Origin of the sequence: Henriciella litoralis, assembly GCF_002088935.1 — a bacterium.
GTDB lineage: Bacteria > Pseudomonadota > Alphaproteobacteria > Caulobacterales > Hyphomonadaceae > Henriciella > Henriciella litoralis.
Genome location: NZ_NCSS01000006.1, coordinates 1,793,296 through 1,814,185, shown reverse-complemented (window position 1 = coordinate 1,814,185; position 20,890 = coordinate 1,793,296). Strand labels below are relative to the sequence as shown.

The 20,890-nt window shown below is 56.4% G+C and carries 14 protein-coding genes; 9 read left to right on the top strand and 5 right to left on the bottom strand.

What is annotated here, in order from left to right; genetic code table 11:
• The first annotated feature begins 79 nt into the window (after nt 1-79).
• Nucleotides 80-766 carry an ABC transporter ATP-binding protein gene (locus B8783_RS12315; RefSeq protein WP_233355773.1) on the top strand — a complete coding sequence of 229 codons (687 nt, stop codon included), beginning with the start codon at nt 80-82 and terminating at the stop codon, nt 764-766.
• 37 nt (nt 767-803) lie between these two features.
• On the opposite strand, the gene B8783_RS12310 is transcribed toward B8783_RS12315, so the two are convergent.
• Nucleotides 804-2,090 (bottom strand): DUF2793 domain-containing protein, encoded by a 1,287-nt coding sequence (locus B8783_RS12310; protein WP_169711787.1) that lies wholly within the window; start codon nt 2,088-2,090, stop codon nt 804-806.
• Nucleotides 2,091-2,396: 306 nt separating this feature from the next.
• On the opposite strand from B8783_RS12310, the gene B8783_RS12305 reads away from it, so the two are divergent.
• Nucleotides 2,397-4,979 (top strand): glycosyltransferase family 4 protein, encoded by a 2,583-nt coding sequence (locus tag B8783_RS12305; protein WP_084420410.1) that lies wholly within the window; start codon nt 2,397-2,399, stop codon nt 4,977-4,979.
• A 96-nt stretch (nt 4,980-5,075) separates the two neighbouring features.
• On the opposite strand, the gene B8783_RS18515 is transcribed toward B8783_RS12305, so the two are convergent.
• From B8783_RS18515 to B8783_RS12290, 3 genes are all read right to left on the bottom strand, one after another.
• Complete coding sequence (locus tag B8783_RS18515) at nt 5,076-6,116, bottom strand: FKBP-type peptidyl-prolyl cis-trans isomerase (protein WP_084420409.1); 1,041 nt, start codon at nt 6,114-6,116, stop codon at nt 5,076-5,078.
• Between the two features lie 44 nt (nt 6,117-6,160).
• Nucleotides 6,161-7,024, bottom strand: a complete 864-nt coding sequence (locus B8783_RS12295) for an FKBP-type peptidyl-prolyl cis-trans isomerase (RefSeq protein ID WP_084420408.1) — start codon at nt 7,022-7,024, stop codon at nt 6,161-6,163.
• 98 nt (nt 7,025-7,122) lie between these two features.
• On the bottom strand, nt 7,123-8,337 hold the full coding sequence (locus B8783_RS12290; RefSeq protein ID WP_139792353.1) for a threonine ammonia-lyase: 1,215 nt from the start codon (nt 8,335-8,337) through the stop codon (nt 7,123-7,125).
• 186 nt (nt 8,338-8,523) lie between these two features.
• On the opposite strand from B8783_RS12290, the gene kdsA reads away from it, so the two are divergent.
• The 3 genes from kdsA to B8783_RS12275 all read left to right on the top strand — a co-directional run bounded on the left by kdsA (nt 8,524) and on the right by B8783_RS12275 (nt 12,472).
• Nucleotides 8,524-9,378, top strand: a complete 855-nt coding sequence (gene kdsA, locus B8783_RS12285; protein ID WP_084420407.1) for a 3-deoxy-8-phosphooctulonate synthase — start codon at nt 8,524-8,526, stop codon at nt 9,376-9,378.
• Nucleotides 9,379-9,500: 122 nt separating this feature from the next.
• Nucleotides 9,501-10,007 carry a hypothetical protein gene (locus B8783_RS12280; RefSeq protein ID WP_139792352.1) on the top strand — a complete coding sequence of 169 codons (507 nt, stop codon included), beginning with the start codon at nt 9,501-9,503 and terminating at the stop codon, nt 10,005-10,007.
• 98 nt (nt 10,008-10,105) lie between these two features.
• Complete coding sequence (locus B8783_RS12275) at nt 10,106-12,472, top strand: bifunctional diguanylate cyclase/phosphodiesterase (RefSeq protein WP_084420405.1); 2,367 nt, start codon at nt 10,106-10,108, stop codon at nt 12,470-12,472.
• A gap of 12 nt (nt 12,473-12,484) precedes the next feature.
• On the opposite strand, the gene B8783_RS12270 is transcribed toward B8783_RS12275, so the two are convergent.
• Nucleotides 12,485-14,341 carry an ABC transporter ATP-binding protein gene (locus B8783_RS12270; protein WP_084420404.1) on the bottom strand — a complete coding sequence of 619 codons (1,857 nt, stop codon included), beginning with the start codon at nt 14,339-14,341 and terminating at the stop codon, nt 12,485-12,487.
• Between the two features lie 220 nt (nt 14,342-14,561).
• On the opposite strand from B8783_RS12270, the gene B8783_RS12265 reads away from it, so the two are divergent.
• The 4 genes from B8783_RS12265 to B8783_RS12250 all read left to right on the top strand — a co-directional run bounded on the left by B8783_RS12265 (nt 14,562) and on the right by B8783_RS12250 (nt 20,887).
• On the top strand, nt 14,562-15,695 hold the full coding sequence (locus B8783_RS12265) for an iron-containing alcohol dehydrogenase (RefSeq protein WP_233355772.1): 1,134 nt from the start codon (nt 14,562-14,564) through the stop codon (nt 15,693-15,695).
• 554 nt (nt 15,696-16,249) lie between these two features.
• Nucleotides 16,250-18,427, top strand: coding sequence for an AGE family epimerase/isomerase (locus B8783_RS12260; RefSeq protein ID WP_084420402.1), 2,178 nt, complete (start codon nt 16,250-16,252; stop codon nt 18,425-18,427).
• A 377-nt stretch (nt 18,428-18,804) separates the two neighbouring features.
• Entirely contained in the window at nt 18,805-19,548 is a 744-nt protein-coding gene (locus tag B8783_RS12255) for an RnfABCDGE type electron transport complex subunit D (protein ID WP_233355771.1), read from the top strand.
• The gene (locus B8783_RS12250) at nt 19,490-20,887 is read left to right on the top strand and encodes a DUF2330 domain-containing protein (protein ID WP_084420400.1); all 1,398 of its coding nucleotides are present in this window, start codon (nt 19,490-19,492) and stop codon (nt 20,885-20,887) included. The genes B8783_RS12255 and B8783_RS12250 overlap by 59 nt, the downstream gene beginning before the upstream one ends.
• Nucleotides 20,888-20,890: the final 3 nt, after the last annotated feature.

Sequence of the window (20,890 nt, the reverse complement as noted above, 5' to 3'; positions counted from 1 at the left end):
AAACGTTTGTTTCTCTTTCCCTATCCGCTTGTCCATGGGCGGGCGCCTCAAGTCTGATGATCAGCCATCGGACCCTCGGGTGTTGCGCAGCAAGAATGGCCGGGTGAAAGGCTTCCAGGTTCTGGAAGATATTTCCTTCAAGCTCGAAGAGGGAGATCGCCTGGCGCTGATCGGGCGCAACGGATCCGGGAAGTCGACGCTGTTGAGAGTGCTCCACAGTGTCTTCACACCGGACTCCGGAACCATTGAAACCGTCGGAATGACAGATGCGCTGTTTGAGCTGGCGACGGGCACCCGCCCCGCCGCAACAGGCTATCAGAACATCATGCTAGGCGGCCTGATGCGCGGCTTTACCCGCGACGAAATCGAAGCCAAGGTTCCCGGTATCGCTGAATTCAGTGAACTCGGCGATTTTCTGCATTTGCCGATGAGTACATATTCTGCCGGCATGCGGATGCGATTGCTGTTTTCCCTTGCGACCGCCTTCGATCCGGAAATTGTATTGTTGGATGAATGGGTATCTGCAGGTGATGCTCAATTTCGCGCCAAGGCCGCCGAACGCATGACGTCTCATGTCGAAAAGGCGGGTATTTTGGTGATCGCATCGCATTCTGCGCGCCTCATAAAACGAAACTGCAACAAGGCTTTATGGCTTGAGCAAGGCAAGATTGTCAGGATGGGCGACCTCGATTCCGTGTTCGAAGAGTTCAATGCTGTGATCCAGCAGGGCAGCAAGCCCATGCCGGAGTTCGGCGCAGATTTTTGAGTTGGGACAGATGCGTCCTGGAATGCTGCTGTTTCAGTCAAACCAGCAGCCCGGTCAAACTTGCAATTGAAACGCCGACCCCGCCGCCAAAATCCATTTCGCGCACGAAAATGAGGTTTGCGGAAGAGATCGGAGAGGGGGTTTGGGTGTTCATCACATACTGACCTGTGATGGATTCCGCTCCGGCATATCCACGGACGCCTAAAAAAGTGCCCGGCCGACCGTCTGGTGTGACCTGAAGACCGGATTCGCCCGTGGGGCCGGCCGCAGCGGCGAGCTTTATCAGAACGCCCGACTGAGGAAATGACTGACCAAAGAGCGCCTCCATCATCGGGCTCACATCCACCGCGATGACCCTTCCCGACGTTATGGTATCTGGATCCCCAAGCTGGATAATGTCTCCCGCGCCCCAGCCCGAGATTGACGTAGCGTCGTAGACCTCGACACAGTCGCCAGTTGGTGCGGCGCAAACCCAGGCCGGCTGGGCAGGAGACTTGCTGGTATTCCAAATTCGCACCATTGACACGCCAGCCATCCGGGCCTCGTCAAACAGTGTGTTGGCCGTCATTTCATTGAGCCTCAGTGTCGTCCCTGAAACCTCGGCCAGCGTGTATTCTCGTGGATTTCGCAGCCGTGCCGGGTCGAGCCGGAAGATCGAGCAAACGGAGTCTTCGCCCGATAGTGGAATTATCGACCTTGTCCTTGCGCCGCTGCCAGGATGTACCTGACCTCGCGGAAAACTTACAGACCCTGTCGCGCTGTCAAATCGAGCTGCCGTTGAGAAAGCTGAACCGTCTGGACTGACCCTGATGCTCAATTCGTCGTTTCCAATAAGCCCGATTTCGCCGCACGCAGACCAGTCTGATTGAAACAGAATAGCACTGGTTTGGGCGGTGCCGGCTTTGTTGAGAATTTTCCTGACATCACCCGTTCCGGGCGTGACATCATCGTGACTAAGCAGTTCGGCATCCGCCTTCACGGCGAATCTGTTGACCGTGTCGGGCTGCGTGTTGACGCCTAACTCGGTCAGACTGCCGACGTCGACCGGCCTGGCCCAATTCGTACCGTCATTTGTTGCCTGATGCATCTCGTCTTCTATGTAGGCTTGCCAGCCGATGCCGGGCTCGACAAAAGTCCACGAACTATCCTGAAACGCTGCAACGGTGTTTTGTGCGCGCCCACTCCAGTTAGGGCCGGTAGGTTCTGACGGAAGAATGTAGGCGTCACCGTTCTGCGGGTCGCCCGGCTCTTCGCTCAATGTGGCAGATTTGACAGAGAGGTGAACGAGCAGATCAAGACGTTTCAGGCTGTCATTCAGCGTCACATGCTTTTGCGCCTGGTTGGACGCCAAATATGGTAGATTAAGCCGAACTGATTTGGTCATGGATTTTCCTTGTCTGATACCTGTCTTGACGACACAATGACGTGGAAAGCGATCCGGTCGGACAAATTGGAGCTGTCCGCTTTTGTCTCGCGGGTTTTGCTCACAGACGCCGATAGTCCGGGCTTGATCGAACTTTTAATGTAGAAAAGCTGTGCCGAAGATTGAACGTATTTCTTGCTGGAACTGCTACCCAAAAAGCCTTGCGTATAGACATACTGAGCAGGGCAGATAGAGAATACACCTCGCATGACCAGACCTGTATATTTTACTATATGTTCAGCGAATTATCTCGCTTACGCCAGAACCCTGTATGGTTCGCTGGCTGTCGCAGATCCAGCTGCCGCTCAAGACTTCAAGGTCGTTCTGGTGGACGGCAAACTCGATGCGTCTGTCGCTGATAGCTTGCCGTTTGAAATTGTGTATGCCGAGAATCTGGGCATTCCCAATTTCTGGGATATGGCGATGCGGTATTCAGTCATGGAAATGAATACGGCGGTAAAGCCTGCAGCTTTCCTTCATTTTTTTGAAATGGCTGGCGATAACGTCATCTTCCTTGACCCGGATATTATGGTGCTGCGGCCACTCGAGCACGTCCATCAGGCTCTGGCTGATGGCGCGTCGCTGGTTATGACGCCGCACTCAACGGAGCCGCTTGAAGATGGATTGGACCCGGATGACATCCGGCTACTTCGGACAGGCGCCTTTAATTTAGGGTTTCTGGCTGCGGCCAATCGCAACGACGTCCGCGGCTTCATGGCCTGGTGGAATCGTAAAATGCTTGGTGATTGCCGCGTCGACCTTCAAAATGGTTTGTTCGTGGATCAAAAATTCATGGATCTCGCCCCAAGCTACTTGGCGGATGTCGAAATACTTCGACACAAGGGATACAATGCCGCCTACTGGAATCTTGCATCTCGACCGGTAGTCTTTTCGGACGGAGAGTGGCTGGCTGATGGAAGGCCTCTGTATTTCTTCCATTTCAGTGGCGTTGTGCCTGGAAAGCCAGATATTTTTTCAAAGCACCAAAACAGGTTCACCGCATCCGACATCGGGCATTTGAGACAGCTTCTGGACGAATATCTTGGAAAGCTGAAAGGTCACGGTCATTCCCAGTTCGCTTCGATTCCGTACGCGTTCTCGGTTTTCAAAGACGGCGAACCGATTCCCGATGTCTATCGACGCCTGTATGCGCAGGAGCACCAGCCGTCTGCAAAGTCTCGCGACAAGGCATTCGAGTATGATGTGAACCTTCTGATGAACCCCGCCAGAGGGTTTTCCGATCGCAACGTACCCATTACAGCACTGATGCTTCGGATTTGGCATGAGCGACCCGATGTGCAGGGGTCATTCCCTCTGACGAGCCCGGAAGGCCGCCGGTCTTTCGCAACATGGTTTGTTCACTCTGCATCAAGGGAATACAAGTTGCCGCCTGAAGCGGTTGATCCTATCGCCGAGGCGCTCAATCTGACGGTCGACCGAAACGGCGGTGCGGCGGTTTTTTCAGTCCGTTGGCTTGCCAGCAAAGCCATGGCAAGTGCGGCTAACTTCAGAGGCATTTACAAGTTTCTTCCCGCATCGCTGCGCCTTTCAATAAGAGAGTTTCTGGTACGTAAGTCTGCGGGACATAGCAGTAGTGGGGCCCGCATCAGTTTAGGCAGAAAGCTTGATGCATCCTTGGTTCCGGGTATCGGAATATATGGAAACTTCACCGCTGTGAGTGGAGTTGGCGAAGGCGCGCGCCGCATGGCAAAGGTGGTGACTGCCGCGGGCATCAACCACAGCAATCACGTCCTGACGACGAATGGTAATGCGCCGGAAATCCTGCCTGTTTTGGATAATACCCGTTCGAGCGCCTCTCCCTACAACTGCCTGTTGTTTCATGTGAACGCAGACAACACGCCCGCCGTTCTGGACAGCTTGAAAGCCGAAGAGACAAAAGGCCGCTATCGCATCGGTTATTGGGCGTGGGAACTATCGCACTTTCCCGATGAATGGGTGAATGCAATAGATTATCTCGATGAGATCTGGGTGCCTTCGACCTTCGTGCAAAAGGCCGTGATGGGTAAAACTGACAAGCCGGTATATGTCATCCCTCATCCGGTATTTGAACGCGTAGATTCCGGCGAAACGCGGACCGAACTGGGATTGCCTGAGAATCGGTTCTTGTTTCTCTGCTCTCTGGACTTGAACTCGTTTGCCGCGCGGAAAAACCCACTGGCTATTTACCAGGCCTTCAACCTCGCTTTTCCAAAGGGCTCCAATCCGGAAGGGCCTCAACTCATCATGAAATTTCATGGCAACGCCCGCCATGCTGAAGAACATCGCAATCTCATGCAGACATTTATCAGGGATGACCGGATAATTGTGATCGACATGCCGCTAAGCCAGCAGCGGTATAGCGCTCTTCAGAGAAATTGCGACGCCTACATTTCGCTGCATCGGTCCGAGGGCTTTGGTATGAATATCGCTGAAGCTTTGCAGCTTGGAAAGCCTGTTGTCGCGACTGATTATTCTGGAAGTACAGACTACCTTAATTCGAGTAACGGCTATCCGGTAGAATTCACTCTGGTTCCAGTGCGGCCCGGCGAATATCCGCAGTCCGCCGGACAGGTATGGGCCGACCCAAGTGTCGAGCATGCCGCTGAGTTGCTAAAGGCTATCGTTGCAAATCCGGGTGAAGCCTCCGAAAAAGGGGCGAGTGGCAAAAAAGCCGTGGAGACGAAGTTGTCGTCAGCTGCGGTCGCTAGCATCGTTCAAGCTCATTACGAGCGCATTCAGGCCGAGCATTTTCAGGACACTTTTGACGGCGACCAGAAATCCAACAGCTAAAACATATACCGGGTCGGTATATGTTGGCTTTGGTAACAAGCGTCTCTGCGCCGTATGGTGCAAATTTTGTGGGCCGGAAAATAGTGAGACGTGTCGTTACTCGGTTGTAACGGGTGGATTAATGGCAATCAGATTGACGACATAGGCAAGGTCAGAATTTGGCGGCACAACGCCGCTCAGTCCGGTCTTGCCGTAAGCGATTGCCGCAGGCAGGTGTCCAATCCAGATATCGCCGGGGCGCATCATGCTGACCATTTGCGCAAAGCCAGGAATAAGATCGCCAGCCCGAACCACGAGCGGGGCATCTCTGGTCCATGTCGTCGAGATCAGTTCGCCGGTATCAGCCAAACGCGCTTCGTAATCCAGAGCGATGAAATCGTCTGCGAAGACCTTGGCGCCAGACGTGTCGCCTGACTCAAGGATTGCGTAGGAGAGGCCGGAGTCTTCGGTTCGCACGCCCTCGCGCGATGTGTCCCATGGCAGGAAGCTTTCCCAGACCTTTGGGGAAACGCCGCCAATTGGTGGAAGCTCAGCAACTTCCTCGGCATTGAGGAAGCCATCCAGCCGAATCTTGAAGACCAGGTCGGAATTGGCAGGGATCGAGGCGCTCGGAGAGGTCGCGCCATAAGCGAGATCGGCCGGAATGTAGACCAGCCACTCATCACCTGGCGTCATCATCTTCAGGGTTTCGGTCCATCCGCGGATGACCTGATCGATGACAAACACAGATGCCTCGCCGCGTTCATAGGAACTGTCGAACCGGGCGCCGGTATCTGCGAGGTAGCCTTCGTAGGCGACGATCACAGTCGCGCCGTCGAGTGGAGGCTCACGATCAGCCGGGCCTTGGGCCAGCTCAATCCAGCGAAGTCCGCTATCGGTTTCCTGCATCGAGGCACATGTTGCAGGAAAGAGGGGGGCGAGCTTGCCGGGACCGCGTGCGAATTCGGGACAGGCCGATCCACGCTTTGCAGCTTGCTTTTCGTCGACATTAATCGCAGCGACAGCTGCCTCATCAGCACTGGTCTCATATGCCGGTGGTTGTTGTGTAGTCTGGCATGCGGACAGTATCAGAGCCGATACAGTCATGCTGGCGAAAGCTGTGCTGAAACGTTTCAGCGAGCTAATTGATTGAGCCATCCCAAACCCCTCGAAACAAAGATGTCATCATCTCCTAGCAAAATCTATTCCGTTGCGAGCACATCAATCAACTCTACTTCGAAATTGAGGTCCGAATTCGGGGGGATCGCGCCCGGATACCCTTTTTCGCCATAAGCGATCTGCGAGGGGACGTGGATGAGCCAGTGATCGCCGGGCTTCATCAATTGCAACGCTTCCTGCCAGCCCGGAATAACGCCATTGACAGGGAACATGATCGGTTCGCCCCGCATATAGGCGCTGTCAAAGACCTCACCAGTTTCAGCGAACCGGCCTTCATAAAGTACGACGACAGTATCGCTTGGGGCAGGGCTTTTTCCGGCATCATTGCCGCTTTCCAGAACGACATATTCCAGCCCGCTATCGGTCGCTTCGATATCCGGATTGCTGGAATCCCATGGCGTGTATTTCGACCAGGCGGCTTCATCGGCCGCTTCTGGCTTGAACACTTTTTCCAGATGCACCCGGAAAATGAGGTCGTCGCCCGGCTTGATGACGCCGCCGGGGCGCGGCGTTTGCCCATAGCCCAGCTCTGACGGAATATAGAAAACATACTCGTCGCCTTCTGACATGAGCTGAAGGCCTTGCGTCCATCCGGGGATGACCTGGCCCACACCGAACATGGCGGGACGAGCTCCGTCAAAGTTGCCATCGAACACTGTGCCGTCTGTCAAACGGCCTTCGTAAAAGACCTGAACGGTCGAATCGATCTGGGGGGAAGCGCCGTCTTCGGGGCCTTCCTCTATGACGACGTATTGAAGCCCGTTCTCAGTTGTCTCAACGCCTGGACGATCAGGGTTCCAGGGAAAAAACTCGTCGAATTTAGGCTTCGGTGCACCGCACGCGGCCAGTGCTGATACTGCGAGGATTCCAGTGAGAGACTTGATCATAAGGCGTATTCTTCCAGTCATCGGGCTATGCCGGGGACTCTAGAAAAGCTTTATTACCAAGTCACCTCTGCCAGATCAGTTGACCATCCTGGCAGGCACTAGTTCTGACGTGGTGGATATCCGGCACTGGCAAGGGCGTCGATGATATCCTGGGTATGCTGGGCATCCCGTGTCTCCATCAGGATGTCGAATTCGGCGCCCTTTGCAGGAACATCAAGGGCGATCCGGTTGTGGGCAACTTCCATGATGTTGGCGCCATTATCACCGATGATTTTCGAGACCAGCGCAAGCAGGCCGGGCCGGTCATCCCCGATGATGCGGATATTGGCGAGCCGCTTTTCTCGTACCAGTGCGCGGGTCAGCACGGACGCCAGTAGCCTTGTGTCGATATTGCCGCCGCATAGAATGAGGCCCACGGTCTTGCCCGCAAACTTTTCAGGATGCGCGAGAAGAGCGGCCAGACCAGCAGCGCCGGCGCCTTCAGCAATTGTCTTTTCAACATCAGCAAAAAGCGTGATCGCCCGTTCCAGGTGCTCTTCTTCGACCAGCACGATTTCATCGACCAATTCCTCGACGACCTTGCGGGTGAGCTGTCCCGGCTCCTTGACCGAGATCCCTTCGGCGATCGATGCGCCGCCAGACTTGCTGTCCTGCCCCTTGATGGCGGCGAACATGCTGGGGTACATCGCCGCCTGAACGCCGATGACCTTGGTTTTGGGCGAGAGGGCTTTGGAGACCGTTGCCATGCCTGAGATGAGGCCGCCTCCGCCAATCGGGACGACGAGCACATCAAGCTCTGGTCCATCTTCAAACATCTCGATCGCAGCGGTTCCCTGACCGGCCATGATGAGCGGGTCATCGAAGGGATGGATCCAGGTCAGCCCTTCCTCCTCGCGGATCGTCTGGGCGTAGGCCTTGGCTTCATCAAATGTTGTGCCTTCAAGCAGAACACGTGCGCCAAACGCGCGCGTGTGTTCAACCTTGTTGAACGGCGTTGTCACCGGCATGGCGATGGTCACAGGAATCCCAAGACGACGCCCGTGATAGGCAACGCCCTGTGCATGATTGCCAGCCGACGCTGCAATGACACCAGCAGATTTTTCTTCGTCGGTCAGACGAGCGAGCTTATTGAGGGCGCCGCGCTCCTTGAAGGCTGCGGTGAATTGCTGGTTCTCAAACTTGATCCAGACAGTCGCGCCGGTAATCGCTGAAAGGGTGCGCGACAGCCGCATGGGTGTGCGCTCAATCTGGCCGTCCAGAATCCGGGCGGCATCTTGCACATCTTCGAGGCTGATCGGCAGTTTTTCAGTCATGATTGTGGTACTCCAGCGAACGCGGCGCACCCTATTTGGTTTTTGCTGTGGGGCAAGCGGCAGTGACGCCTTGCAGGACAGCCCTGTGCACTTGAATAGCTGCGGCGCTAACGCGGAGTGCTTGCAGACTTGCTGGTGAGACGGCACATGTCTAAGCGCGAACGAAGGCAGCTTACAGGAAATCTCATGAGCACTCTTTCTCTTCCGGCCTATGGCATCTCAATCGGCGACGGCCAGAAACTGACCGTCATGGCCGGCATGAACGTGCTTGAGAGCCGGGATCTCGCCATGAGCATCTGCGATCATTTGCAAAAGGTTTGCGCCCGTCTCGATGTCTCCTTCATTTTCAAAGCCAGCTTCGACAAGGCGAACCGGTCTTCGATAAAGTCCTATCGCGGGCCCGGTCTCGATGACGGCCTGAAGATTCTGGAAGACGTGAAATCCGAATTCGGTGTTCCGATCGTCACAGACTATCACACGCCTGAGCAAGCAGAGCCGGTCGCCGAAATTGCCGAAGTTGTGCAAGTGCCGGCGTTTCTGTGCCGACAGACTGATTTGATCGTCGCTGGCGCCAAGGCAGTGCATGACCGCGGTGGCTGGCTGCACGTCAAGAAAGCCCAGTTCCTGGCGCCTTGGGATTGCAAGAACATCGTCACCAAGGTTGGTGAAGTCGTCGGTGAGAAATCACCCGTCATTCTGTGTGAGCGCGGCTCCAGCTTCGGGTACAATAATCTGGTCGTCGACATGCTTGGTATTCCGGCCATGAAAGCCCTGGGCGTGCCAGTCACGATCGACGCGACGCACGCCGTACAGTTGCCGGGCGCAGACCCGCGTACCTCCGGTGGCTCCACAGGCGGGCGGCGCGAAGGCGTGCCCATTATTGCGCAGTCTGCCATCGCAGCGGGCGCTGACGGGGTCTTCCTTGAGTTTCACCCCGAGCCCGACAAGGCCCTGTGTGACGGTCCTAGCTGCCTGCCGCTCGATGGGGCTGAGGCGCTGTTGGCTCGCCTGAAGTCAATCCATGACGTCGTCAACGGCTGATCCGGCTTCTCTCCGGGACATCTAGCTCTCACTCGTTTCGCCCGGCTGCGCTCTTGTCAAAGCGCCGCACTTCTGGCGATTATTGAAGCGATGGCAAAGTCGCCATCGGGTGGGAGAATAAAATGACTTACAGACCTTGGGCTGCGGCCCTGATGTTGTCTCTGGTTGGCGTAACGTCGGCCTGGGCGCAAAGCGAGCAAACTGAAACGCCAGCAGAGCCCGATCCTTTCGTGGAAGGTCTCAAGACTCTTCCCGGCACCTATGCGGGGGACTATTTCTGTCGGAATACAGGCGCGCACGGACTGACGCTGACAGTTGAAGCACTGGACGGCACAGACATGACGGCCGGTGCCTATCCGGTTTCCGCGACGCTCTGGTTTTATCCTTTGATGTCAAACCCGGATGCTCCGAAGGGCGCGTTCCACATGGAGGGCACGCTGGACGAATATGGCCAGTTGCAGCTCCTGCCGACAGACTGGATTGAGCAGCCATCAAATTATGGCGCGGCAGAGATCGACGGGGCGTATGATGCCGACGATAAGGTCATTCGCGGCAAACCAGCGGGTCGGGGTGCAACCGCCACCGGATGTATCGCGCTCAACCTGACCCGGCTGGCTGACGTGGAATAGCCGGGCCCGAGCTGCCGGCAGAATAGTAAACTTTTGAATGCACTATAATTTAGGACTTTCTGGCTAATCGTCACCGTAACAAAAAATGCGGTGATGCAATGTACAGAGTAATTTCCTGCGTTCAGGACGAACATGCTGCCATCTACGTGATGCTGGCAATGGTCGTGTGCGCCTTGGGGACAACTTGTTCGCTGGTGGTCTTTGACCGGAGCCATGCGAGCCGGACAGTTACGGGGATGCGGGTCTGGGCCGCTGTTTCGGGTGTCGCGGCGGGTCTTAGTGTTTGGGGGACACATTTCGTTGCCATGCTCGGTTACGAGCCGGGATTCAGCGTGGCTTTTGATGGCTGGACAACAGCCAACTCTGCTTTGCTGGCCATAGCCGGCTTCGTTTTGGCGTCGCAGCTTATGGTCGGCCGGCCATCCCTGGTGCGCCGGCTCCTGGTAGGGACCCTGGCGACGATGACGCTGGCGGCGATGCATTTTTACGGGCAGGGGGCGCTGAAATCGTCTGCGCTGATCGAGTATGATGCCGGCTATGTACTCGCTGCGATTGGCGTGTGCTGGGCATTTTTCCTGCTGGCCTATGCCAACTTCCGGGCTTCTGCAGGTCACTGGCGTCGTGGCATTACGTTGGTAGCCACGCTTCTGGGTGTTGCCGGCATCCATTTTGTTGGCACAGCGGCTATGACCGTTTTTCCGTTATCCGGGCTGGCAGACATTTCCTGGGTTCTGGAGCCTTCAGATCTTGGGCACTGGATTATCGCCGGTGTGGTCATCATTCTGCTGGCCGCCTTCGCCGCAGCCAGCTTTGATGCATTCGTCAGCCGTATTCGCACTCAGGGAAATAGACGGATCGCCATGCTGGCCGACTCGGCGTCTGAAGGCATCATAATCGCGAATGCCAAGGGCGAATGTGTCGAGGTGAACAAGGTCGCAGCCGAGCTTCTTGGGAGGACGCGCGATGCACTCTTACGAACGCCCGTCTCCTGTGTCGCCGGGCTGAGCGCTGAAGATGTTGCGGGCATGAGACGCCTTGAAACGACCATCCGCTCTGCCAATGGAGAGGAAATTCCTGTTGAGCTACGTGGTCGCAAGCTGGCTGGTGAAGACGGCAATTTCACAGTGCTCACCATTACCGATTTGCGCGAGCGCTTGCGATACGAGGCGGAGATCCGCGTCCTGGCTTTCCAGGACCAGCTAAGCGGGCTGGCAAATCGTGAGGCCTTCCAGCGGGAACTGGCGCTTGTCACAGAAACCGGACCAGTCCGGCATTCGGCGCTCATCCTGATCGATCTGGACGAATTCAAGGATGTGAATGACCAGTTCGGACATGCGGCTGGCGATGCCGTCATCATCGAAACTTCAAGGCGTCTGGAGGCGATCACGCCAGAAGGTAGCGTGATCGCTCGCCTTGGTGGAGACGAATTTGCCATCCTGACCGGCCCCGGCCTGAAACAGGCTGACGTTGAAAAAATTGGAAAAACCTGCGTCGCTGAACTCTGCCAGCCTGTTCGACATGAAGGTATCTTTATCCGCACAGGGGCAAGCGCCGGCATATTTCTAATTGAAGAACGCGGTCTTGATGGCGGGCAAATGCTGAAATCGGCGGACAGGGCTCTTTACGCCGCCAAGTCCGAGGGGCGTGGCCGTTCCCGCATCTATGACGCCCAATTGCATGAAATTTATGAGGCGCGCCGCGACATCGAAACCGCATTGTCCCAGGCAGTTGAACGCAATGAGTTCGTACTTCACTACCAACCCAAGGTCTCTTCGCGCACGCGAGCCATTCTCGGCTATGAAGCGCTGATCCGCTGGAAAAGGCCCGGCCACGGCTTGCTCATGCCTGCAGATTTTATCGACATTGCAGAACAGAGCATGCTGATCAATGACATCGGCCGCTGGTGTATGATGGAAGCCTGCAGGGCTGCGGCCAGCTGGCCGAATGATTACAGTGTTTCGATCAACCTGTCGGCCCGCCAGTTTCTGGATCCGAAACTCTACGGCGATATTCGTAACGCGCTACGCGTGTCGAAGCTGGCACCGGAACGACTTGAACTGGAAATCACAGAGACAGCGCTTATACAGAACATCGAGGCGGCCGCCAATCTGCTTGAAAAGCTCAAAAAACTGGGCGTAATGATTGCATTCGATGATTTCGGCACGGGCTATTCGTCGATGCGTTTTATCCAGCAATTGCCGTTTGACCGTATCAAGATCGACCGGTCATTTATCTCTTCAATGGGGACGGATTCCAAGTCGCTGGCGGTTGTCGATGCGATCTTGAAGCTGGGCCAGAGCCTGTCAATTCCGGTGGTCGCCGAAGGCGTAGAGACCGAAGAGCAAGCGTTGCAATTGCTGCAGGCAAACTGCGGAGAGCTGCAGGGCTATCTGATCAGTCGGCCAAAGCCCATCGAGGAGCCTGACGAGTCTGGCCTTGATCAGGATGAACGCGGTATTGCCTGACAAAGAAATGGCTCAGGCCGGTTCTGTCTCTTTCAGCTTCAACCCTTCAACGCCCTCATAGGCGTCATGCTCGGCCACGAGATGACCGGGCGCTACCTCGATCAATTTGGGGCTGTACTGCTCGGCATCCGGATCATCTATAACGACGGATTTCATGAAGCGGAGCGGCGCACGGCTATCAAGCGGTGAGGGGAGGTCACCACGCAGTTTGACCCGCTCTTTCGTGCGCTCAAACTTCGGGTCAGGCGTTGGAACAGCAGAAATCAGCGCCTTTGTGTAAGGATGACGGGCATCCTCATAGATCGCTGTGCGGTCTGCGATTTCAACGACTTTGCCAAGATAGAGCACCATGACGCGGTGGCTGATCTCTCGGACCACCGAGAGATCGTGGCTGATAAAGATCATCGCCAGCCCGAACTCTTTCTGGAGGTCGATCAACAGATCGACGACTTGTGCCTGGACCGACACATCAAGCGCTGACACCGCCTCATCGCAGATCAACAGTTTAGGGCGCAGGATCATGGCGCGTGCAATGCCGACGCGCTGGTTCTGGCCGCCTGAAAGCTCGTGCGGATAGCGGTTGATCATCGCTGGATCGAGATCAACCCGTGGCATGAATTCGCGCACCAGCCTCTCGCGTTCAGCTTTCGACATGTCCGGTTTGTGGACAGTGAGGGGCTCTGCGATTGATTGGCCAATTGTCATCCGGGGGTCCAGCGACGCAAGCGGATCCTGGAATACGATCTGCAGATCATCGCGCAGACCGTTCATCTCTTTGCGGTTTGCGTTCGTGATGTCGCGTCCCATCCAGGCAACCGTGCCAGCCGATTGCGGCACAAGTTTCAGAACCGCGCGGGCGAGGGTGGACTTACCGCACCCCGACTCGCCGACGACGCCCAGCGTCTCACCGGCGCGCAGATCGAAGGAAACCCCGTCGACCGCTTTCAACATTTTTGTTTTTCCGAACAGGCCGCCATCGACATTGACCGGAAACTGCACTTTTACATCGCGCGCTTCGACGATCGGTGTCTCGCTTTGCGCAGGCGGATTGCCCAGTTGTGGGCGACCTTCACGGTTTGGCTGGTCAATGCGGGGCACGGCGTTGAGCAGCATTTTTGTGTAGGCGTGCTGCGGATTGTAGAAAATGTCGTCATTGGTGCCTGTCTCGACGATTTCGCCATGACGCATGACAACAACGCGGTCACACATGCGGGCGACGACGCCCATATCGTGGGTGATCAGCACAATGCCTGTACCAGTGTCGCGCTTCAGGTCGTCCATCAGGTCAAGAACTTGCGCCTGTACGGTGACGTCGAGAGCAGTTGTCGGCTCATCGGCCAGCAACAGCTTCGGCCCGCATAGCATGGCGATCGCAACCATCACACGTTGGCGCATGCCGCCGGAAAGTTCGTGCGGGAACTGATCGAGACGACGACGCGCTTCGGGGATGCGGACCTGCTCGAGCCAGTCCACACATCGCTTGATCGCCTCTTCGCCCTTCATATTCTTGTGCAGGGCAAGGACTTCGCGCATCTGCGCGCCAACGGTGAGGTGCGGGGTTAGCGACGTTAGCGGGTCCTGAAAAATCATCGACATTTGCGCGCCGCGGATCTTCCGCAACGTGCTTGTCTTGGCGCCGACGAGTTCTGTGCCGTTAAACGTGATCGATCCCGTCACTGTCCCGTTATCAGCGATCAGTCCCATGGCGGCGAGCGCCGACTGGCTCTTGCCTGAACCGGACTCACCAACGATGCCCAGACACTCGCCCGGGGCCACGTCAAAGCTCGTACCTTTCACCGCGTGGACAGTGCCATCCGGCGTATCAAAATCAATCTTCAGATCCCGAACGGAAAGAATTGGGTCACTCACTGAACAGCACCTCGTCTGATTTTGTCAGTTCACGTCTATCGGGACCAACAGGGCACAGGAAGTCAACAAGGCTTTCCAGTGATCTGCTACGAGTTGGCACTGCGGGTGATCACATGTATCAGCAAGTCAGAATGACGCGGCGATTGGTCTTGCATGGTCTAACGCTGTCGTCTTACGTGCCGATAGTTATCTAACATCACTGCCAACAAGCGAGACTGCCATGCCCGTAATGACCTTCATGAATACCTGCATCTTTGACCATGGTGCCCTTGGCCGTTTGCCAAAGGTGATGGCAGGGCATGGTGTCAGTAAGCCGTTTATCATTACCGATCCGGGCATCAAGGCGGTTGGCATTCTTGATAAGGTTCTGGAAGCGCTGGGCAGTGAACCAGGCGGCGTGTTTTCTGATACCGTCGCAAACCCGACCGAAGCGCAGGCCATTGAGGTGGCTGAACTTTACAAGAGCGCTGGCGCGGACGGCATCATTGCGCTTGGCGGTGGCTCCAGCATGGACCTTTCAAAGGCCGTTGGCCTGCTGGCAAGCCATGGCGGACCGCTTGAAAAATACGCCGCGATGGTTGGCGGCTCAAAGCATATCGGGAAGCTGCCACCGCTTGTTGCCATTCCAACAACGGCTGGCACCGGCTCAGAAGTGTCTGTTGGCATGATCACAACGATGACCAATGGCCGCAAGGAAACGTTCGCCTCGCCAAACCTGATCCCGCCAACGGCGATCTGTGACCCTGACCTGACCATGGGTCTGCCGAAAATGATGACTGCGGCAACGGGCATGGACGCGGTAACCCACTGCATCGAAGCGATTCTTGTGCCGTCCTCCAATCCTCCGGCTGAAGGCATTGGATATGATGGGCTGACACGCGCAGTGCGCGATGGCTGGCTACGCCGTGCCGTCGCTGATGGTTCGGACAAGGAAGCTCGCTGGAACATGATGATGGCGTCCTATGAGGGCGCGCTGGCCTTCGTGAAAGGTCTCGGCAGCGTCCATGCGCTCTCGCATGCGGCTGGCCGGCTTCATGAGAAAAAACTGCACCATGGCACGCTGAATGCGATTTTCCTGCCGCACCTTCTGCGCTTCAATGACGGCGCAGCCGACGCGAAATATGAGCGCCTTCGTTTTGCGATGGGCCTTGAGCCAGGCGCCGATCTGGCAGAAGCGATCGAGAAGCTGAACGAAGATATTGGAATTCCAAGCACGCTGAAAGAGATCGGGCTTGAGTCTTCTGACGGTCCGGGTGTTGTGGAGTTCGCGCTGGCTGATCTTGCTCACATGGGAAATGCCAAACCGGCCACGAAGGAAGACTACGAAAAAATCTACGAAGCTGCGCTAGGCTAGGCGCTGACCACCCGTTCCACGACCGCCCGAGATGCCGGACGCAAGTCCGGTATCTTGTCGGGTGAGCTGAAGGCTTCCGTCGTGACGGGCACCAATGTTGATGTTTGGCGTTCTGAATGCCGCGCTTCTTCGAAAACCATGGCTGGGGATATTTGGAGCAGTGGAATTGCGCGGGTGAGTTGTGCCTGAGTGAACAAGTGGCCGCCCGTCGCAGTCATTTGCCGCGCAAGCTCAGTTGAAGTCCGTGCCAGTTGCCGTGCTGTGTCGCTCGATAGCAGGTCCCTCTCTGCACCGGGCGCGTAGGTTATCGGGCGTTTCGAGTGGCAAAGGGCCGCTGGTCGTGAAATGCTGGACGTGCAGAATTCACTCAAATTGCTTGGCGGCAGGTCCGATTATCAACAACCGTATTTTCTTATGCGCCAAACAGGGGCAACACTAGGAGTTGGGGGATATTGCACAATTCTTGAGAGTTTCGCCCGTTGAGTTTTTAAATGGCGGCAATTGGGCTATAGGCCGAGCCGCTATCCGAAGTCTTTCGGGAAAAGGAGTAGGGTTTGCAAGAGCATGTTGTAACGCCGGTTATATTATGCGGCGGCGGTGGGACACGGTTGTGGCCCCTTTCAAATAGCGCCACGCCAAAGCAGTTTCTGAAGCTTGGCGGCGACATGTCGATGCTGACCCAAACGGCAGAACGAGTAAAAAACACCGAGGTCGCCGGGCTTTCATTCGGGGATGTGCTTGCAATAGGCGCGGCGCGCCATGAAGCCCTGCTGCGGCAGCATCTGCCGGATGCCAGATTGCTATTGGAGCCTTTCGGGAGAAACTCGGCCGCCGCCGTGGTTGCCGCAGCGCTGGTCAGCGATCCCGATGACATACTGCTTATCCTGCCAGCGGATCATCATATTGCTTTTCCGGACAGGTTTCATGAGGCGATCGCCGCTGGATTATCCAAGGCTTCTGACGGACACGTGGTTACTTTCGGCATTGAGCCAACATTTGCCAGCACCGGCTACGGTTATATCGAACTCGAAGACGGAGATGCCCGGGTGAGGCAAGCCCGCCGCTTCGTTGAGAAGCCGGATCGGGACACGGCGGCAGCGTATATCGAAACTGGCCGGTATGTCTGGAATGCGGGGATATTCCTATTCAGGGCCAGCGCCATGATTGAGGCCTTCCAGCGACTTGCGCCGGACATTCTGACGGCCGTGAAGGCTGCGCTGCCTGAGCGTCCGCGCATGGATGCAGAAAAGCAGATTGTGTCGCTGGACCGCGATGCGTTCGCGGCCTCGCCCAGCATATCTGTCGACTATGCGATCATGGAAAAGCTAAGCCCGATTTTTGGCGTTCCACTTGAAATGGGCTGGAGCGATGTCGGCGATTACAAAGCTTTGTGGGAACTGTCGGTGCGGGATGGTGCTGGCAATGCCCAGATTGGCCCGGTTGAGCTGCTCGATACCGAAAACTGCTATGTAAGGTCCGAACATCTGCCGATTTATATGACCGGCGGGAAGGACATGATTGTTGTCGCGAATGACAAGCACATCATGATCTGCCCAATCGAGAACGCGCAGGATGTCAAAAAGCTGGCCCAGTTGTCGAAGAAAAGCGCCGCGGCCGCGCCGGGACTGGCAGAACAAGCCCGCACGATTCTGTGGGACCAGTTTCAAATGTGGGGCGAGAACGCCTGGGATACGGATGTGGGTGGTTTCTATGAATGTCTGGACGCGAACGGCAGGCCAGTCGAAGGCGCGGAGAGGCGCGTGCGCGTTGCGGCGCGACAGATTTTCAGCTTTGCCAGCTCCATCGAGCTGGGCTGGAGCGACCGGGCTGTGGCGGAGGATCTGGTGAGTAAAGGTCTGGACTATCTGCTTGGTGATGTTCGCAATCCATCTGGCGGCTGGGCTCACAAGACGGGGGCAGACGGGAAAGTAACGGACCCTTCTGAAGACCTATACGACCACGCATTCATAATTCTCGCCGGGGCGACAGCGTATCGCGTTCTTTCTGATGAGCGGGGGCTTGAGCTTGCACTTGCTGCGCTTTCACACATTGAGGAAAACTGGGCCGACCCCGTTCATGGCGGCTATATGGAAGGGAGCGCGCAGACAGATGAGCGGCGCGCTAACCCTCACATGCACTTGCTTGAAGCGCTTCTTGCCTTGCATGCGGCGACAAGCAATCCGGCTCATCTGAAACTGGCCGAGAATATCGTAGTATTATTCGAAACCACCTTTTTTGATGCGCGGAAAAACATCCTGCGGGAATTCTATCAATGCGACTGGACGCCAGCCGAGGGTGAGCGCGGACAGCTTTTTGAGCCTGGTCACCACTATGAGTGGGCCACACTGCTCACGCAGTTTGAAAATATCAGTGGCCGCGATCTTGCCAGCTGGGCTCGCCGTTTGATCTCGAAAGCCGGGAGCATTCAGAAAGGTGGCCCGGCGGACTTCTGTGTGAATGTTGCTCTGTCGACTGGCGCAATTGTTGACGCGAAGAAGCGCTTGTGGCCGCAGCTCGAGAAGCTGAGGGCTTATTCGCTTCATCCCGATGCTGTGCCGCCGGAAGCGGTTGCTGAGCTGTTCCGGAAAATCAAGGAGACCTATCTTGATCCGGCGGGCCGCGGCCTTCTGATCGACGAGGTCGGTGAAGAGGGGCAGCCACTCGATAAGCCTGTGCCTGCAAGTATGCTCTATCATATGGTGACTGCGTTCGCGCCTTTTCTGAAAGCGTGATGCACGCTCTTGGCATGAAGATCGCCTGCCTTGAAGAGATTGGCTTTCGGCTTGGCTATATCAAATTGAGCAGCTTCTGGAGCAGTCCAGCCGTCTGAAAAACACGCAATACGGCTCCTGTCTGGAAAAGGTTGCGATTGAGAGTGAGCGTTAGAGCCGCCTCGAAAAATCAAATCCCTGCCCAAATTTGCTCGCTTTTCGTGTATTCTCTGTAATGCATGGATGTTGGGTCGATCTCTTTCCGCCTGTTTCGCGCCGTCAATAAGGACGCGCGCCATTGGCAGATTTTGGCCCTGTCCGGACTTTTCCTGATCTCGGTTTTGACAACTGATTTCGGCGCGCGACCTGTCCATCTCATTGCCGCTTTCACAGGCGCAATGTCGGCTCAGCTCATCGGCACATTAATTACTGGGTGCCGATTTGAGTGGAAGTCCGCCGCGATCACATCGCTTTCGATATCCATCCTGATGCGGGCGGTAGCGCCGTGGATGTGGTTTGCGGCGGGTCTGATCGGCATCGGACTGAAATTCGCCGTTCGCTATCGCGGCAAGCATATCTTCAATCCGGCCTGTATCGGCATCGTCGCCATGCTGCTCATTCTAGGCCGAGACGTCTGGGTGAGCCCCGGGCAGTGGGGGCAGGCGCCGCTCTTTGCCGCCTATGCGATCGGTTTGGCGGCGCTCGTTTTATCCAGCGTGAAGCGACTTGATATTGCCCTTTCATTTCTGGGCACGTTTGCTGCTATCATGATCGGCAGAGCCTTGTGGCTCGGCGATCCGATGACGATCCCGATGCATCAGCTCTCATCGGGAACGCTGCTTGTCTTCACCTTCTTCATGATCACAGACCCGCGTTCGACGCCGAATTCTCGCGCGGGTCGCATTCTCTTTGCGATGAGCGTCGCGGCGCTTGCCGCCTGGTTCATCATCGGGCCGAACCAGCGTGCGGCGCCCCTGGTCGCGCTTGCGGCCCTATCCATCACAACACCGATACTCGACCGTCTGTTACCAGCCGGTCGCTTTAGCTGGGGATCTACCAGATTGTCCAAGGAGGGACGCACACATGAAACTGAGACACCTCTTGGGGGCCGCAGCCCTCAGCCTCGGCTCGCTCGCTCTTAGCGCGCCAGCCTCGGCCTTTTGCGGCTTCTACGTCGCCAAGGCGGATACGGATTTGTTCAATGACGCGTCGAAAGTGGCGCTCGTGCGCGACGGGGAACGCACCGTCATCACCATGGCCTCAGACTATCGCGGGGACGCGTCGGAGTTTGCGATGGTGATCCCAGTCGTCGATATCCCTGAGCGCGAGCAGATAAACGTCGCCAATCCGGGTCTGATCGATCATCTCGATGAATATACAGCGCCGCGTCTGGTCGAGTACCACGATGAAAACCCGTGTGAGCGGATGCGCTATCGAGATGAGGTGATGATGTCGTCAGTTCCGCCGCCAGCCCCGATGGCATTGGAAAGCGTAGAGGTCGAGGATCTTGGCGTTACGATCGAAGCCGAATACGAGGTTGGTGAGTACGACATTCTGATCCTCTCGGCAGAAGAGTCCTCAGGCCTGATCAAATGGCTCAATCAGAATGAGTACCGCATTCCGGATGGGGCAGAGGAGGTGGTCGGGTCTTACCTCAAGCAGGGCATGAAATTCTTCGTCGCCAAGGTAAACCTAGAGCGCCATGACGGCTCTTCCTTCCTGCGGCCGATACAGGTCGCCTACGAAGACGAGGATTTCATGCTGCCCATCCGGCTTGGCACTGTGAACGCTGAGGGCAAGCAGGAGCTTTTCGTCTTTGCGATGACCCGCAAGGGCCGCGTCGAGACGACCAATTACAAGACGGTCAAACTGCCGTCCGACATGGATGTGCCGATCTATATCAAGGATGAGTTTGGCGACTTCTACCGGGACATGTTCGCTCATCAGGTCGAGAAGCAGAACGGCAAGGCCGTCTTCATGGAATATGCCTGGGATATGAGCTGGTGCGACCCGTGCGCGGCCGAGCCTCTGACACGGTCAGAGCTTCAGGAGCTTGGTGTGATGTGGCTGGACGAAGGCGGTGTTGAAAACGAACCACAAGGTTCGATCCGCCCCGGCCCTATGCCGGGTCCACAGCCCGTCGATGTTTTCGTGACACGCATGCACCTTCGCTATGATGGCAAAACCTTCCCGCAGGATCTGACCTTTCAGGTGACTGGTGATCGCGAGAACTATCAGGGTCGCTATGTACTTCGCCACCCATGGCGTGGCGACTTCAATCAATGCGAAGCTGCCCGCGAATATGCAGATACACTCGTCAGCCGCTGGGACAAGGAGGCTGACAATCTCGCCAAGCTGACCGGCTGGGACGAAGCCGACATCAAGAAAAAGATGGCCGATGGCGGCTATTCGGCTTCAGCGATCAATGTCGAGCCAAAGCCGAAGGCTCCTTGGTGGAAGAAGCTTTGGGGGAATGGCTAAGCG

Bases quoted from the DNA above. Each gene is read 5' to 3' on its own strand.
- B8783_RS12275 (WP_084420405.1), top strand. From the start codon at position 10,106: ATGTACAGAGTAATTTCCTGCGTTCAGGACGAACATGCTGCCATCTAC.
- B8783_RS12305 (WP_084420410.1), top strand. From the start codon at position 2,397: ATGACCAGACCTGTATATTTTACTATATGTTCAGCGAATTATCTCGCT.
- B8783_RS12265 (WP_233355772.1), top strand. From the start codon at position 14,562: ATGCCCGTAATGACCTTCATGAATACCTGCATCTTTGACCATGGTGCC.
- B8783_RS12250 (WP_084420400.1), top strand. From the start codon at position 19,490: ATGAAACTGAGACACCTCTTGGGGGCCGCAGCCCTCAGCCTCGGCTCG.
- B8783_RS12280 (WP_139792352.1), top strand. From the start codon at position 9,501: ATGACTTACAGACCTTGGGCTGCGGCCCTGATGTTGTCTCTGGTTGGC.
- B8783_RS18515 (WP_084420409.1), bottom strand. From the start codon at position 6,116: ATGGCTCAATCAATTAGCTCGCTGAAACGTTTCAGCACAGCTTTCGCC.
- B8783_RS12295 (WP_084420408.1), bottom strand. From the start codon at position 7,024: ATGATCAAGTCTCTCACTGGAATCCTCGCAGTATCAGCACTGGCCGCG.
- kdsA (WP_084420407.1), top strand. From the start codon at position 8,524: ATGAGCACTCTTTCTCTTCCGGCCTATGGCATCTCAATCGGCGACGGC.
- B8783_RS12255 (WP_233355771.1), top strand. From the start codon at position 18,805: ATGTCGGCTCAGCTCATCGGCACATTAATTACTGGGTGCCGATTTGAG.
- B8783_RS12290 (WP_139792353.1), bottom strand. From the start codon at position 8,337: ATGACTGAAAAACTGCCGATCAGCCTCGAAGATGTGCAAGATGCCGCC.